Annotated in this window: 10 protein-coding genes; 7 read left to right on the top strand and 3 right to left on the bottom strand. The window is 32.0% G+C overall.

The genetic code is table 11. The features are described from left to right. Window positions 1–23 precede the first annotated feature (23 nt). The 3 genes from C1I91_RS16285 to C1I91_RS16275 all read left to right on the top strand — a co-directional run bounded on the left by C1I91_RS16285 (window position 24) and on the right by C1I91_RS16275 (window position 7407). On the top strand, window positions 24–2891 hold the full coding sequence (locus C1I91_RS16285) for a glycoside hydrolase family 3 protein (protein WP_128213804.1): 2868 nt from the start codon (window positions 24–26) through the stop codon (window positions 2889–2891). Between the two features lie 122 nt (window positions 2892–3013). After that, on the top strand, window positions 3014–5296 hold the full coding sequence (locus tag C1I91_RS16280; protein ID WP_128216021.1) for a glycoside hydrolase family 95 protein: 2283 nt from the start codon (window positions 3014–3016) through the stop codon (window positions 5294–5296). A gap of 1048 nt (window positions 5297–6344) precedes the next feature. After that, window positions 6345–7407 (top strand): IS630 family transposase gene (locus C1I91_RS16275; RefSeq protein WP_420808429.1). Its coding sequence is split into 2 segments (ribosomal slippage): window positions 6345–6875 and window positions 6877–7407, totalling 1062 coding nucleotides; the frame shifts between segments, so codons are not numbered across the junction. Between the two features lie 76 nt (window positions 7408–7483). Here C1I91_RS16275 and C1I91_RS16270 read toward each other — a convergent pair. The 3 genes from C1I91_RS16270 to C1I91_RS28250 all read right to left on the bottom strand — a co-directional run bounded on the left by C1I91_RS16270 (window position 7484) and on the right by C1I91_RS28250 (window position 8988). Further along, the gene (locus tag C1I91_RS16270) at window positions 7484–7933 is read right to left on the bottom strand and encodes a threonine/serine exporter family protein (protein WP_128213803.1); all 450 of its coding nucleotides are present in this window, start codon (window positions 7931–7933) and stop codon (window positions 7484–7486) included. Between the two features lie 17 nt (window positions 7934–7950). Then, window positions 7951–8691: a threonine/serine exporter family protein gene (locus C1I91_RS16265; RefSeq protein ID WP_128213802.1), complete on the bottom strand. Its 741-nt coding sequence runs from the start codon at window positions 8689–8691 to the stop codon at window positions 7951–7953. A 120-nt stretch (window positions 8692–8811) separates the two neighbouring features. Continuing rightward, window positions 8812–8988: a hypothetical protein gene (locus tag C1I91_RS28250; RefSeq protein WP_164880560.1), complete on the bottom strand. Its 177-nt coding sequence runs from the start codon at window positions 8986–8988 to the stop codon at window positions 8812–8814. 550 nt (window positions 8989–9538) lie between these two features. Here C1I91_RS28250 and C1I91_RS16260 point away from each other — a divergent pair. The 4 genes from C1I91_RS16260 to C1I91_RS16245 all read left to right on the top strand — a co-directional run bounded on the left by C1I91_RS16260 (window position 9539) and on the right by C1I91_RS16245 (window position 14903). After that, complete coding sequence (locus C1I91_RS16260; RefSeq protein ID WP_128213801.1) at window positions 9539–11065, top strand: YjjI family glycine radical enzyme; 1527 nt, start codon at window positions 9539–9541, stop codon at window positions 11063–11065. Next, complete coding sequence (locus C1I91_RS16255) at window positions 11055–11909, top strand: YjjW family glycine radical enzyme activase (protein WP_128216020.1); 855 nt, start codon at window positions 11055–11057, stop codon at window positions 11907–11909. The genes C1I91_RS16260 and C1I91_RS16255 overlap by 11 nt, the downstream gene beginning before the upstream one ends. Window positions 11910–12496: 587 nt before the next feature. Further along, window positions 12497–13609, top strand: a complete 1113-nt coding sequence (locus tag C1I91_RS16250) for a DEAD/DEAH box helicase (protein ID WP_128213800.1) — start codon at window positions 12497–12499, stop codon at window positions 13607–13609. 496 nt (window positions 13610–14105) lie between these two features. Further along, window positions 14106–14903, top strand: coding sequence for an amino acid ABC transporter substrate-binding protein (locus tag C1I91_RS16245; RefSeq protein WP_128213799.1), 798 nt, complete (start codon window positions 14106–14108; stop codon window positions 14901–14903). Window positions 14904–14911 lie beyond the last annotated feature (8 nt).

Here is a 14911-nt window from a genome sequence, read left to right as displayed (position 1 = left end):
TAATTTTATTAAGGAGAATTGAAATGAAACAAGATATTTTTGATGTAAATAAATATAAATATCCTTATTTGAATCCTACTTTACCACTTGAAGATAGAATAAAAGATTTGATTAGCAGGATGACTTTAGAAGAAAAGATATCAATGATTCCAACTAGCCAGGGAGCAGTTGAGAGATTGGGTATAAAAAAATACGGTGTTGGTGGCGAAGCTGCTCACGGGGTGGTATCACCTCTAGGTACCGCAACAGTATTTCCTCAGCCCCAAGGGCTTTCATGTACCTGGGACAGTGAACTTATGAAAGATATAGGAAACGTTATTGGAGATGAGGCTAGGGTATACTACAAGAAAAACAATGAAGAAGGTGGACTTACTCTATGGGCTCCAACCATAGATATGGAAAGAGATCCACGATGGGGCAGGACAGAAGAAGCATATGGAGAGGACCCTTGTCTTACTGGTAAGCTTTCCGCAGAGCTTATAAAGGGAATGCAAGGAGAAGATGATTTTTATCTAAAACTAGTGCCAGCTCCAAAGCATTTCTATGGAAACAATAATGAAGAAGGAAGAATATATTGCTCTAGCAGCATTGATCCAAGAAACAAACATGAATATTATTTAAAAGCTTTTGAAAAGGCTTTTACTGAAGGAAAAGCTTACTCAATGATGACTGCTTATAACGAGATAAATGGAAGGCCATGTATAGTTAATCCAGAAGTAAAAACAATAGTAAAGAAAAAATGGGGCTGCGATGGTTTTATAGTGTGTGATGGTGGTGATATGAGTCAAACTGTGGAGTTCCATAAATATTATGAAACTCATGCTGAAACCATAGCCAATGCAATTAAAAATGGTGTAGATGTTATGACAGATGATAGAGATTTAGTTATAAAATCTACAAAAGAAGCTATTGATAAAGAATTATTATGTGAAGAAGATCTTGATAGAGCACTTGATAATATATTTAAGGTAAGATTCAGACTAGGTCAGTTTGATCCAGCTGAACTTAATCCTTACAGCAATATTTCAGAAAAAGTATTAAACTGTGAAAAGCATAAAGCTTTAGCTAAAAAAGCTGCTAAGGAAGCAATAGTATTATTGAAAAATGAAAACAATACACTTCCCTTAAACAAAAATAAACTGAATAATATAGCAATTATTGGACCTTTAGCAGATGTGGTATATAGAGACTGGTATACAGGAAAACATGAGTATAAAGTAACTCCACTTCAAGGAATAAAGAATATGCTTGAGGGGTGTGAGGTTAGCTATTGCAGTGGTAATGATATAGTTAAAATTTCAGATATAAGCGGCGAGAGGTATCTTAAGGTTTCTTCTGAAAAGAAGGTTAGTCTTGATAATATAGATGCTGACAAGGCAGATGAATTCGAGTTAGCTGATTGGGGCTGGGAGAGCTGTACCCTTAAAGCTTTAAAAGAGGAGAGATACCTGACTACGGATGACAAAGAAATACATGCAACTGCTGAAGAAGTATTTGGATGGTTTGTCAAAGAGATAATTAAAGTAAAAGAAGTTGATGAGGATAAGGTAGAAATAAGAACATGGAACGATAAATCTATATACACGGATGAACAATTAGGTTTAAAGGTTCTTGAAGATAGCACAAATAATTCAAGATGTGAGAAAGATAAGCTTAACTGCTTAAATGACAACTTCAAGCTTGAGAAGGTTAGGGATGGAATAGAAGATGCGGTAGATGTAGCAAAAAATAGTGATGTAGCCATAGTTTTCGTAGGAAACAACCCTGTGATAAATGGAAAAGAGGAAATAGATAGAACTGATATAAATCTTCCTGATTCACAAGAACAATTAGTAAAAGAAGTATACAAGGCTAATCCTAATACTGTAGTAGTGGTTGTAGGAAGTTACCCTTTTTCAATAAATGAAATTAATAATAATATTCCTGCGATTATGTATACAGCTCATGGCTGTCAAGAGCTAGGTAATGCAATTGCAGAGGTTATTTTTGGACAGTATAGTCCTGCTGGAAGATTGAGTATGACCTGGTATAGCTCGCTTAAAGATCTTCCCCCTATCAATGACTATGACATTATAAAAGGCAAAAGAACTTATATGTACTATGATGGTAAACCTCTGTATTCTTTCGGTCATGGACTTACTTATACACAATTTAAGTATAGTGATTTGAAGGTATCCTCGGAGAAACTAGCTGAAGATGAAGAGTTTACATTAACCTTGAAGGTTAAAAACACTGGGAACTTTGATAGTGATGAAGTTGTTCAAGTTTATATAAGAGCTGATAAGCCAAGTGTAAAAAGGCCGTATAAGGAACTTAAAGCTTTTAAAAGAGTAAATATAAAAGCAGGTCAGCAGAAAGAATTAGAATTTAATATTAAAGTCAATGAATTAGCTTTTTGGGATGTAAGGTCAGAGAGTTATCTTGTTGAGAGTGGCAATTATACTATTATGGTAGGAAGCTCATCAGAGGATATAAGATTACAAAAGTCTGTTGAAATCTGGGGAAAAACTCTTATGAGAAGGCAATGCAAAACAGAAATCCTAGCTGTAAATTACGATGATTATAATGATGTTTTCATTGATGAGTGGAAAGAATGTAAGGACTGCGTTGTGGCAAAAAGTGATTATAGCTACTTGAGATTTAATGATTTTGAATTTTGTGAAAGTAATAAAGTTTGTGAGCTTGTTATATCAAACAATAAAGAAGGAAAGATAGAATTATTTTTAGATTCGATAGATGGTGTTTCTATTGGAAAATGTAAGGTAGAAGAAAATAGAGAATTTGATTGCTTGAAGATAATAAGTTTTGATATAAAACCATATACAGGTATGCATGATTTGTTTATTAAATTAAGCAGTGAGATGAAAATAAGATCATTCATAATAAAATAACCTATATGTTGCAATTGAAGCTTTGCCTTCAAACAGCTTTTAGACTTATAAAATCTTTGACGTGGAGTTGATATTGCAACATATATATTGAGCATTTAAGGATAAATAGGAGGCAAGAAGTGATGAAGCTATGGTATGATAAACCAGCAAGTTTAGAAAATTGGAATGAGGCTCTTCCTGTAGGAAATGGGAGTTTAGGAGCTATGATCTTTGGTGGTATTGAGAAAGAGAGATTTCAGCTAAATGAAGAGACTGTATGGGATGGAGGACCAAGAGATAGAAACAATAAAGATTCCTTGGAATACTTACCTAAGATAAGAAAATTGCTTTTTGATGGAAATATTAAAGAAGCTGAAAAGCTTACAGCTATAGCTATGGCTGGAACACCAGAGGATCAAAGACATTATGAGTCCTTAGGTGATATATTTATAGATTTTGAACATGAGAAGCAAGAAATATGTAATTATGAAAGATTTTTAGATATAAGCAATGCTGTGGCAGGAGTAAAATACAGTTGTGGAGATGTAGAATTCATTAGGGAAGTCTTCATAAGTGCGGTAGATAAAGTGATGGTTATAAAGCTGGATGCTGATAAAAGCAAGAGCCTAAGCTTTATGCTAACTTTAAATAGGGAACGATACTTTGATTATATTTATGCTAATGCAAAGGATTCAGTAACTTTAAAAGGGAAAAGTGGCAGTGATAAAGGAATAAGCTTTTGCTCTATGGTTAAGGTAGTAGCTGATGGAGGAAATGCATATAGTATAGGTAATAAGCTGGTTGTAGAAAAGGCAGATAAAGTTACTATATATATGACTGCTAGAACTGACTACTATGGTGATGAACCAGAAGCATGGTGTAAAAACACTATAAGAGAAGCTATAAATAAATCTTGTGAGCAAATAAAATACGATCACATTGCTGATTATAATAGACTTTTTAATAGAGTAAAGCTTACCTTAAAGGACTATAACAGTGAGGATCAACTGTCCCTTATACCAACAGATGTAAGATTAAAAAAGATTCAAGAAGGAGAGACTGATTTAGATTTAATATGTTTATATTTCCAATATGGAAGATACTTGCTTATATCTTGCAGCAGACCAGGAACTCTACCTGCTAACCTTCAAGGCATATGGAACAAAGATATGATGTCACCTTGGGGCTGTAAATTTACTATAAACATTAACACTGAAATGAATTATTGGCCAGCTGAAACCTGTAATTTATCAGAGCTTCATATGCCATTATTTGATCATATTGAAAGAATGAGAGAACCAGGAAGAATAACAGCCCAAAAGATGTATAACTGCAGAGGTTTTATGTGCCATCATAATACTGATATTTGGGGAGATACAGCGCCACAGGATCTTTGGATGCCTGCAACTCAGTGGCCTATGGGAGCTGCGTGGCTATGCTTACATCTTTGGGAACACTATGAATTCACTAAAGATTATAATTTTCTTTCAAGAACCTATGATACTATGAGAGAAGCAGCGTTATTTTTTGTAGATTTTTTAATAGAAAATAATAAAGGGCAACTGGTTACATGTCCTTCTGTATCTCCAGAAAATACTTACAGTCTTCCAAATGGACAAACAGGATGCATATGTATAGGACCTTCAATGGATAGTCAGATAATACATGCTTTATTCTCTAATTGTATAGAAGCATCTAAGCTGCTACAAACTGATTTGGAGTTTAGAGGTAAATTAGAAGAGCTAATTGAAAGATTACCTAAGCCAACTATAGGAAAATACGGTCAGATTCAAGAGTGGGCAGAGGATTATGATGAAGTAGAACCAGGACATAGACATATATCTCAGCTTTTTGCACTACATCCTTCTAATCAGATAACTTTAAAAGATACTCCTGAACTTGCTAGGGCAGCCAAAAAAACCATTGAAAGAAGGCTTTCTTATGGTGGAGGACATACAGGCTGGAGCAGAGCATGGATTATAAATATGTGGGCAAGACTAGAAGAAGGTGATTTAGCCTACAAAAATATAGAGGCACTTTTAAGTAAATCCACTCTACCTAATCTTTTAGACAATCATCCACCTTTCCAAATAGATGGTAACTTTGGAGGTAGCGCAGGAATTGCAGAAATGCTATTACAAAGTCATACTGGCTTTATTAAGTTTTTACCTGCTATTCCTAAAGCATGGAGCAAAGGAGAGGTTTCTGGTTTATGTGCTAGAGGAGGTTTTGAGGTTGACTTTACCTGGGAAGAGGGTAAAGTAGTTAAAGCGAGTATTCTTTCTAAGGCAGGAGAAACTTGCAGGATATATTTTGAAGGTAATCTTAAGGCCTACAATAATGGTGAGGTTGTTGGAAGCTATAATGAAGAGACCTCATTACTTACCTTTGAAACTAAGATTGGCGAAAGATATGAAGTTTATTAAGCATAGCGCTACAGAAAAGCTTTATTAGGCGCAGCCTTAAGTTAGTATTAAATATTTTACTGATAGTTTAGTACTTAATTGTATTGTTATATATAGGTATCCTTTACGAAAACTTAATTTATGTATGTTCGATAATACCGGCTTCTGGGGATTATCGGGCATATATAAATTAATAGTTGAAGTTGGTTCTCTATAATAAAGTACAAGTTCAGAGGTAAGCTATATTATAATTATTTTTTTGAGATCAGAAAATAATTTTAAAATTTTAAAAAAAATTTTAAAATTCATGTATTAAATCTTTTGATAAGGTTATATTAATATCGTAAGGAACATGGTGATAAGGCAATGCTTATGAAAGATAGTTTATACTAAATTTATAAGTGATCTAAGTGAACTCAGCCTGGAACTGTTTTTTACTTAGAGTGTAGATTTTATATGGTTAGGAAAAGCTTTGTTATAGTCATTGTTTGATTATAATGAGGTTCCAACTTATCATATAAGGTCGAGATAAGATTTTATATGGTGTTGTAATGGTTATATATAGCCGGAAGGTTATATATAGTTGTGTAAATATTATATAAGGTCGAGTGAATCATTAATATTGGTAGTGATGTGCTTTTGTATAGTCGAAAGATTATATTTAGGTGATAAATTATCTGTATTGGTGTTAACCACATCACTATGTTTCTTACGCCTTTACTATTGAAAAATTAATTGTTTTACAGATTAATATAATAAATGGAATCAGTGTTTATGCTGATTCCATTTATTATATTGCATATTATTTGAAAACACTGAATAAAAATATACAACTTAAATCTGAATCTATTTTGAACACTGCTTTGAAGTCTGATAGAGCAATTTGAAAATATAAATTTACTACCTATATATGTATATCTTTAATGCAAAAAGACTAAAAAATATTATAATATATATGTTGCAAGATGAAAATTTCGATATGATATTTAGGTAAGAACATCCATTAATATAAGATAACTAAAATATCCAAACTAGAATATAAAATAAAAATTATAGCGAGGTTTTAAATATGGATATTTTGATTCTTAATAAGATTGCTGGGCATGAAGATGATATAAACGAGTTAAAATCAGCTTTAAAAAAGACTAAAAACACAAGGTTATATAAAAGATATTCTGTTTTACTTAAGCATTTTGATGGATTTACAAATAGAAAAATAGCTGAAATGGAGAATCTAGAAGAACATACTGTTTCTACATATATAAAAAATTATAAATCAAAAGGAATAGATGGATTAAATATTGGCCACGGCGGCGGAGCGCAAAAGAAAATCAATTCACTTCAAGAGAAGCTCATTGTAGAAACTATAACTACAAAAACTCCAGAAGATGTAGGCTTCGAATCTAAAATGAATTGGACTATTGAATTAGTGAGGCAATGGGTTATTAAAGAATTTAATATAAATATGTCACATAGAGGAATAGCATATGTACTTCATAGATTAAATTTAAGTTATACTAGACCTACTTACGTCTTAGCGAAAGCTGATAAAGAAAAGCAAGAAATTTTTAAAAGTGACTTTAAAGCTTTAAAAAAAATGCCTCAATGGCTTAGTTGATACCATCTTATTTGAAGATGAATCAATGATTAGAGATTATCAAGCAATTCAAAAGAGCTGGTTTATAAGAGGACAACAAAGGAAAATTCCTACGTTCGGTAAAAATGCAGGTGTTAAACTTATGGGAATATTGGATTACGAGACTGGTAACGTATATTGCGAGGAACATGAAAGATATGACGCTAAGATATTTAATGACTTTTTAGAAAACGTACTTAAGCAGTATCCAAAAGGAAAAATTGTTGTGGTATTAGACAATGCTAAGATTCATCATGCAAAGCTGATTCAGCCATTTCTTAATAGAGTTAAAGATAGGCTTGAATTGATGTTTTTACCACCGTATAGTCCAGAAATGAATCTTATAGAGGGGTTATGGGGATGGCTAAAGGCATCTGTTATTAACAATGTCTTTTATAAATCTCTGCCACAAGTTAGAACTGCAATTCAAAAGTTTATAAGTAACATAAATAAGGTTCCTACTCAAACAATAGACAGGCTATGTGTTAGATTGTAGAAACCAATTTGCAATATATATATATAAGAAAACAATTGGAATAATTAAGTTTTATTTCAAGAGATAGTTCTTTAAGTTATCTAACGGATCTAATATAATTTTTATAAATCTTTGATATGAATCCAAAAAATGCGGATGATAGCATAATTCCAAAACCGATAGCACCAGCAATACCTAACATTAGAATACCAGTACTTTGAGCAGAACTAAAATCTTTCTGAACAAGGTAAGTAACTGTACTATAAGCCGTTATACCTGGAACTAATGGAAATATGCCAGGTACATAAAACATTGATGCAGGGGTCTTTTTTATTCTAGCCATAAGCTCACTATATGCATTTACTGCCAAGGCACCGAAAAAAGAAGCTATTACTTCACTGGTTGTTTTACTTAGAACTAAGCTATATACAATCCAGCCTAGAGCACCTCCAATACCTGCGAAGATAATTTTCCTTCTATCAATATTAAACAATATTACAGGAAAAATGCTGCCTACAAAAGCTAGTGTAATCATTTTAATCGACATATTAATATCCTCCAAACTTATATCAGCAGTGCAGTTATAACTCCTGCACAAACAGCTACTATAATAATAAGTGCCTCACAAAATTTTGCTATTCCTGCTGAAAAGTAGCCAAAAATAACATCTTTTATTCCATTTGTAAGTACTACACCTGGAAGAAGTATCATTATTGATCCTGTGATTACATTATTTTGATTAATAGGAGAATATAGCATATGAGCTAATAAGCTTGTACCACCTATTACAAAACCTGCTAAGTAATTTTTAAAAAATTGTGACATATCGAAGGGAGCGACTTTTTCTAATATTATATAAGTAATAAAACAAATAAATATTGAAGCAATTCCATCTAAAAGTGACCCGTTAAAAAATAAAGAATATACAAAGCCTGTCATACAAGCAGCCACTGTACGTACAGGTAGTGTGAAAGTTGGAGAGTTTTGTATATCGTCTAAAGTCTTTTTTGCATCAGCATAAGATATTAAGTTCTTCTTTAGTTTACGTGAAAAGGAATTAATTAATTCAATTCTATATAAATCAACTTGTTTTTGACAAACCTTTTTCATTGATGTAATTTTGTTAGCATCGGAAGTCTCGATGGATAGCAAAATACCGTTTGACATAGCTAAGCATTCAGCACTTAGCCCATAGGATTCGCAAATAGACGAAACAGTTCCTTCAATTCTATGTGTTTCGGCTCCATTTTCTAGTAGTATGCTTCCAGCTATAAGAGCGATTTCGCTCACATTTTCTACTGTCATAAAAAAATCTCCTTTGATGTAGATTATTCCTAACATTGTCCATTTAATATGGTACCAATAAAGAAAATTCTTTGCAAGGAGATTTGTTACATTATATTAATAAGATTATCATCGGATTTATTACTTTCTTGCTTTTGCTTTGGATACGTATTCAAGTGCAGTGAAAAATAAAAAAATTATACCTAAAAAGATATAAGTTTTGCCACTGGCAGTGGATATAGTAATAAAGCCTGTAACAAAGAATAACACTGTACAGAATATATAAATATAAAGCATTATGTTTTTATTTTTTTTCATAGAAATTCCCCCTAATTTTATTTAGGCTCTGTTAAAGTTCTGTGTTGAAATTAAGTGGTCAGTCATCCGATGCTTAGATGAGCTTGCGCTAATTGATCGCTCATATAGCATCTCCTTCATAACCACTTAATTTCAACAATATTATTAAACATAGCCTTTATTTAAGTAAGCAATTATACTTTAATTATAATATTATTTGTAGCTTGTGTATATAAAGATGTACAACTTCAATCCAAAATCTATTTTTAAATCTACTCTGGCTTCTGAGAGAAGAGTTTAAAAATATAAATTTAATTATGAAGTTGTATAAGCACATGTTTATTTAAAAACTCTGATTAATGGATTATAATGAAAGTATGAAAATAATAATTAAATTAACAGCCTGCATTTCTATTGAAATAGTGTCTAATTTTAATTATTTATTTAAAAAATCCATATTCCTATAAGCCTAAATTCTTGAAAAGTATAAATTAAGCTTGGGTAAAGGAATTGATAAAAAGGATAATCTCAAATAAAAAAATATAACAATTGATAAAATAGGAGGAGTTTTATGATATCTAAAGTTAATGATATTCTTGATATTGCCACAAGTAAAAGCTATACTTACCAGCAGAAGTTGTACAATCTAGCTAATGTTGCTGAGAGGCTTTTAGACCCTCGTGAAATTCTAGGGTACACTGATGAGGAAATGGAGTATATAGAAACAGAAATGATCTGTGATTTAAATGAAGGTTATGCTTTATATAGACCAAGATATATCGTTCCTGATTACTCAGTTTTAGTAGAGAAGGGCTGCGAATTTCTTGATTTGAAACCTCCTACAGATCTGGACGAGTTACTTGATAGTTTATTGATATTATATTGTCATATTCCATCAATTACTTCCTTTCCTGTATATATAGGAGACCTAGATAAATTAATGGAGCCTTTCATCACTGATGAAGCTTCTGATTATAAAAAGATTAAAAGATTTTTAAATCATGTAGACAAAACTATAGTAGATTCTTTCTGTCATGCTGACATTGGCCCAGAAAAGACAAAGGCAGGAGAATTAATACTAAAAGCTATAGTTGAACTTCAAAATCCTACACCTAATATGACTATAAGATATGATAAAGATATAACCCCAAGAGATTTTGCTTTAAAGGCAGCGGAAGCATGTCTTAAAGTTTCTAAGCCATCCTTTAGCAATAATAAAAAATATACTGAAGATGTTGGAGATCACAGGATTGTAAGCTGCTACAATGCTTTACCAAATGGTGGAGGGGCCTATACTCTTCCTAGATTGAGACTTGGAACAATAGTAAAAGGCGTAAGTTCCTTAGATGAGCTTCTACAGGAAAGGTTACCTAAGATAACCAAGGCTATGGCTACCATGATGGACAAGAGAATAAAATTCCTAGTGGAAAAATCTAATTTCTTTGAAAGTTCCTTTCTTGAAAAAGAAGGCTTTATTAAGAGGGAAAACTTCTCAGCTATGTTTGGAATAGTTGGTTTAGCTGATGCAGTTAATTACATCTTAAAGCTGGAAGGTGTGGATGAACGCTTCGGAACTTCAAAAAGAGGTGATGAAATAGCCCATAGTATATTAAAGCTAGTAGAAAAGATTGCAGAAGAACATGAAGCTGTCTATTGTGAAAGAACCAACAATAAGTATTTATTACATGCTCAAGTAGGCGCTAGCTTAAGTGAAGAAGACCATAATAACACTCCAGCTCATAGAATACCAGTTGGAGAGGAACCAATACTTCCGATTCATATAAAACAAGCTATGCCTTTCCATGTGTATTTTACTTCAGGTACTGGTGATTTGTTTGCTTTAGATCAAACTTACTTGAATAAACTTGATGCAGTGGTAGATATAATAGATGGAGCTTTTGCTTCTGGCGGAAGATATTTGACTACCTATCTTCATAATACAGATCTTATAAGAGTTACAGGTTATCTTGTTAAAAAGAGCGAGATAATGAAGGTAAGAGAAGGAGAAGCGGTTCTTAGAGATACAGATATTTTAGGAACAGGCTCTAATACCATGGCTCATGTCTTGGACAGAAGAGTTAGAAAAGATGGAAAATAGGGCTACAGTAAATAAAATAATCCCTTTCTCTAATGTGGACGGACCTGGCAATAGACTTGCTATATTTTTTCAGGGCTGTAACATACATTGTGTTTATTGTCATAACCCTGAAACCATAAACCTTTGCTCCAAATGTAAGCTATGTTTGCCAGGTTGCCCTACAAAGGCTATAAAAGAAGATTTAAATAATATACAATTTGACAATAAACTATGTGTAGAGTGCGATCAATGCATAAAGATATGTAAATCAAATTCATCTCCTAGGACTAAGGATTATACTGTAGATGAGTTGTTAGCAATCATAGAAGAATATAAGTTATTTATAAGAGGAATAACTGTATCAGGTGGAGAACCAACCTTAAAAGCTCCATTTATAACTGAACTATTTAAAAAAGTAAAATCTATAGGACTTACTTGCTTTGTAGACACTAATGGATTTTTTGATAAGGAAGACATTTCAGAGCTTATCTCTGTAACTGATAAATTCATGGTTGATATAAAAGCTATTGATAACTTAGAAAGCTTATGCGATACAAAGATGAGTAATAATATTGATAACTTAAAATATCTTCTAAGTCTCGATAAAGTATATGAAGTTAGAACTGTACTGATTGAAGAATTGATGGATTTGGACAATACCGTAGATACAGTTGCTAATATTGTTAAAGAATTTCCTGAAGTAATATATAAGCTTATAAGAGTTCATACAGAAGGTTTAAGGGAAGAGCAAAAAGAAAAAATCAAAGACAAAATACCATCACAAGCTCGCATGAAGGAAGTAGAGCAAAGGGTTGAAGCTATTGGAGTTAAAAAGGTTGAGATAATAGATTTTCCAAGTGTTTAAAAATTAAATACTGTTAAAGTACTGTGTTGAACATAGAACAAAATTAATATATCTAAAATATTTTTAAATTTATAAAGCCATGCATGAGAGTAAGCTAAAGAACTCTGTATGCATGGCTTTTATTTACTGTATAGGAAAGCATAAAATTTCTTGAAAACTAAACCTAGCAATATCAAGGCTTTAGAACAGCTATTTAGGGTAAACAGTAAAAAAAGAAATCTTATTCGCCTGCTAGATTTTCGTCATGTACATTCGGAAAGGGAGTACGCAAAAAAAAGCTCACTTCGGCGACTATTTTTAAAAGTTTAACATTGAAGTTATATGCCTTTCTGTGATATTATGTTTAAGCACTATGTTAAGAACTAGATAGATTATTTAAAAGCTTGAACTTTATAAATTTTCATCGAAGGTTTCATTTTGAGTTTAAGAATTGAAGTATTATATGTTTTTATAATAAGTAGATTTCAATTAGCAGATAATATTTGATATCTATGTTATATAAAGCTTTCTAAATTAATTGTTAATCTGATAACAATACGGATTTAAGATAACTAAAATAAATTTGCACTAACGGAAGGGAAAACATAATGAATTTTAAAGAACTAGGTATTAGTGAAGAATTAACGAAGGTACTAAAGAAGTCTGGAATTACGGTACCAACAAAAATACAGAAGGAAAGTATAGAGTTTGTTAGATCTGGCAGAGATGTAATAGCTGAGGCTCAAACAGGAACAGGAAAGACTCTTGCTTTTTTACTGCCTATATTTGAAAATATTTGGCCTAAGACAGATAATATTCAAGCTTTAATATTAACTCCTACTAGAGAGCTAGCGATTCAGATAACAGAACAGGCAACGAAGCTAGCAGAAGCTAAGAATATTAATATATTATCAGCCTATGGTGGTAAAGATATAGATGGTCAGCTTAGAAAATTAAAAGGCAATATACATCTTATTATAGCTACACCAGGAAGACTTTTGGATCATATTAGGAGAAAGGCAGTAGATCTTTCAAAGCTGAAGACTTTAGTTTTAGACGAAGCTGATCAAATGCTTTTAATGGGCTTTAAAAATGATGTGGAAGCTATAATAAAGGAAACTTCAAAAAAGAGTCAGATTCTTTGCTTCTCAGCAACGATGGATGCTCAAGTAAAAAAGCTTGCCTATAGATATATGAAAGAACCTATTACTATTACAATAAAAAAATCTAATGAAGTAACTCTTGACAATATTAAGCAAGAAGTTGTTGAAACTACAGATAGAAATAAGAAGGATGCACTTTGTAAGGTTCTTGACGAAGATAATCCTTTCATGGCTATAATCTTCTGTAGAACTAAGAGAAGAGCTGATGAATTAGAAGAAGCACTTCATAAACGTGGTTATAACTGTGAAAAACTTCATGGAGATTTAATTCAATCGAAGCGTGAAAAGGTAATGAAGTCCTTTAGAAAAGCAGAGATACAATACTTAATTGCTACTGATTTGGCTGCGAGAGGCTTAGATGTAACTGGAGTAGATCGTGTTTACAACTATGATATTCCTGAAAATGCTGAAGCTTACATTCACCGAATAGGTAGAACGGGTCGTGCAGGTGCAGAAGGATATACTTGTCTTTTCATAGATCCAAAGAATAGAAGGGATTTTGAAGAGATAGAGAAAGAGATAAAGTATAAAATTCCTAAAAGAAATATAGAGATATAAGTTAAAGAATAAAGACAATATAATACTTTAATATAAGCACAGAAACTTGCATTCCAACAAGGTTTCTGTGCTTTTTGTTTTTATTGGCTAAGAAATAGGGTGAAACTTATACAAAAGATGCAGAATTCGCTTTGAAAGCTTCTTCAAACCGTGTCTCCATATGTAAGAGAAGCTTATACGTAGCAATATGGAAAAGTTATCATCTGTTAAAAAGTTGTCTAGTAAATATGAAAAAATGTATAGAAAACAGTAATATAATTAATAAAAATATAAATACTGGAGAAAATAAATATGCTTTAAAGTATATTAGGATATGTTTAAAAACATTGTTGGAAACAAGTAGTTATGCAATAACTGCCACGTAGAGCATCTATTAGTATTAATGTAAATTTATAGAGATTTAGTGGAACATATTACCTGTTGACTCCATATATAATAAATGATAACATACACAACATACTAATATGATTAAAATACTAGGAATTGAGGGAGAATAATGAAAAAAATCGCATTACTTATGGGAGCACTTTTAATAGCAACAGTTGGATTGGTTGGATGTACATCTAAAACAAAAGAAAGCACAACCTCTACAAATCTATTAGAAAGCATAAAGAAACAAGGTACTATAAAGATAGGAACAGAAGGAACTTATGCTCCTTATACTTATCACGATAGCAATGGTAAGCTTGTAGGCTTTGATGTAGAAATAGCAGAAGAAGTTGCTAAAAGATTAGGTGTAAAGTCTGAGTTTATAGAAACAAAATGGGACGGAATGCTTGCAGGACTTGATGCAAAGAGATTTGATATTGTTGTAAACCAAGTTGGAATTAATGAAGAAAGAAAAAAGAAATATGATTTTTCAGACCCTTATGTAACTTCAAGAGCTGTTCTTATAGTAAAGAGTGACAATACTACAATAAATACTTTTGAAGATTTAAAGGGCAAAAAAGCTGCACAGACTCTTACTAGTAATCTAGGAAAATTAGCTCAAGCAAATGGTGCTGAGATTGTAACTTCAGATGGTTTTAATCAATCTATTGATTTGATACTTGCAGGTAGAGCAGATGCTACTATTAATGATAGCTTATCCTTCTATGATTTGAAGAAACAAAAACCTGATGTTGCAGTAAAGATAGCTGCTGAGAAGAAAGATGCAGATCAAAATGCTATATTAATAAATAAAGGAAACAAAGAATTAGTAGATGCAATAAATAAGGCTTTAGCTGATATGAAAAATGATGGTACCTATTTAAAAATATCCAACAAATACTTTAATGCAGATGTTTCTAAATAGGGTTTAAG

The sequence above is a fragment of the Clostridium manihotivorum genome (assembly GCF_004015185.1).
Lineage (GTDB): Bacteria > Bacillota > Clostridia > Clostridiales > Clostridiaceae > Clostridium_AR > Clostridium_AR manihotivorum.
This window is presented reverse-complemented; position numbering and strand designations above follow the sequence as displayed.

Bases quoted from the DNA above. Each gene is read 5' to 3' on its own strand.
- C1I91_RS16270 (WP_128213803.1), bottom strand. From the start codon at position 7,933: ATGTCGATTAAAATGATTACACTAGCTTTTGTAGGCAGCATTTTTCCT.
- C1I91_RS16280 (WP_128216021.1), top strand. From the start codon at position 3,014: ATGAAGCTATGGTATGATAAACCAGCAAGTTTAGAAAATTGGAATGAG.
- C1I91_RS16245 (WP_128213799.1), top strand. From the start codon at position 14,106: ATGAAAAAAATCGCATTACTTATGGGAGCACTTTTAATAGCAACAGTT.
- C1I91_RS28250 (WP_164880560.1), bottom strand. From the start codon at position 8,988: ATGAAAAAAAATAAAAACATAATGCTTTATATTTATATATTCTGTACA.
- C1I91_RS16260 (WP_128213801.1), top strand. From the start codon at position 9,539: ATGATATCTAAAGTTAATGATATTCTTGATATTGCCACAAGTAAAAGC.
- C1I91_RS16265 (WP_128213802.1), bottom strand. From the start codon at position 8,691: ATGACAGTAGAAAATGTGAGCGAAATCGCTCTTATAGCTGGAAGCATA.
- C1I91_RS16250 (WP_128213800.1), top strand. From the start codon at position 12,497: ATGAATTTTAAAGAACTAGGTATTAGTGAAGAATTAACGAAGGTACTA.
- C1I91_RS16255 (WP_128216020.1), top strand. From the start codon at position 11,055: ATGGAAAATAGGGCTACAGTAAATAAAATAATCCCTTTCTCTAATGTG.
- C1I91_RS16285 (WP_128213804.1), top strand. From the start codon at position 24: ATGAAACAAGATATTTTTGATGTAAATAAATATAAATATCCTTATTTG.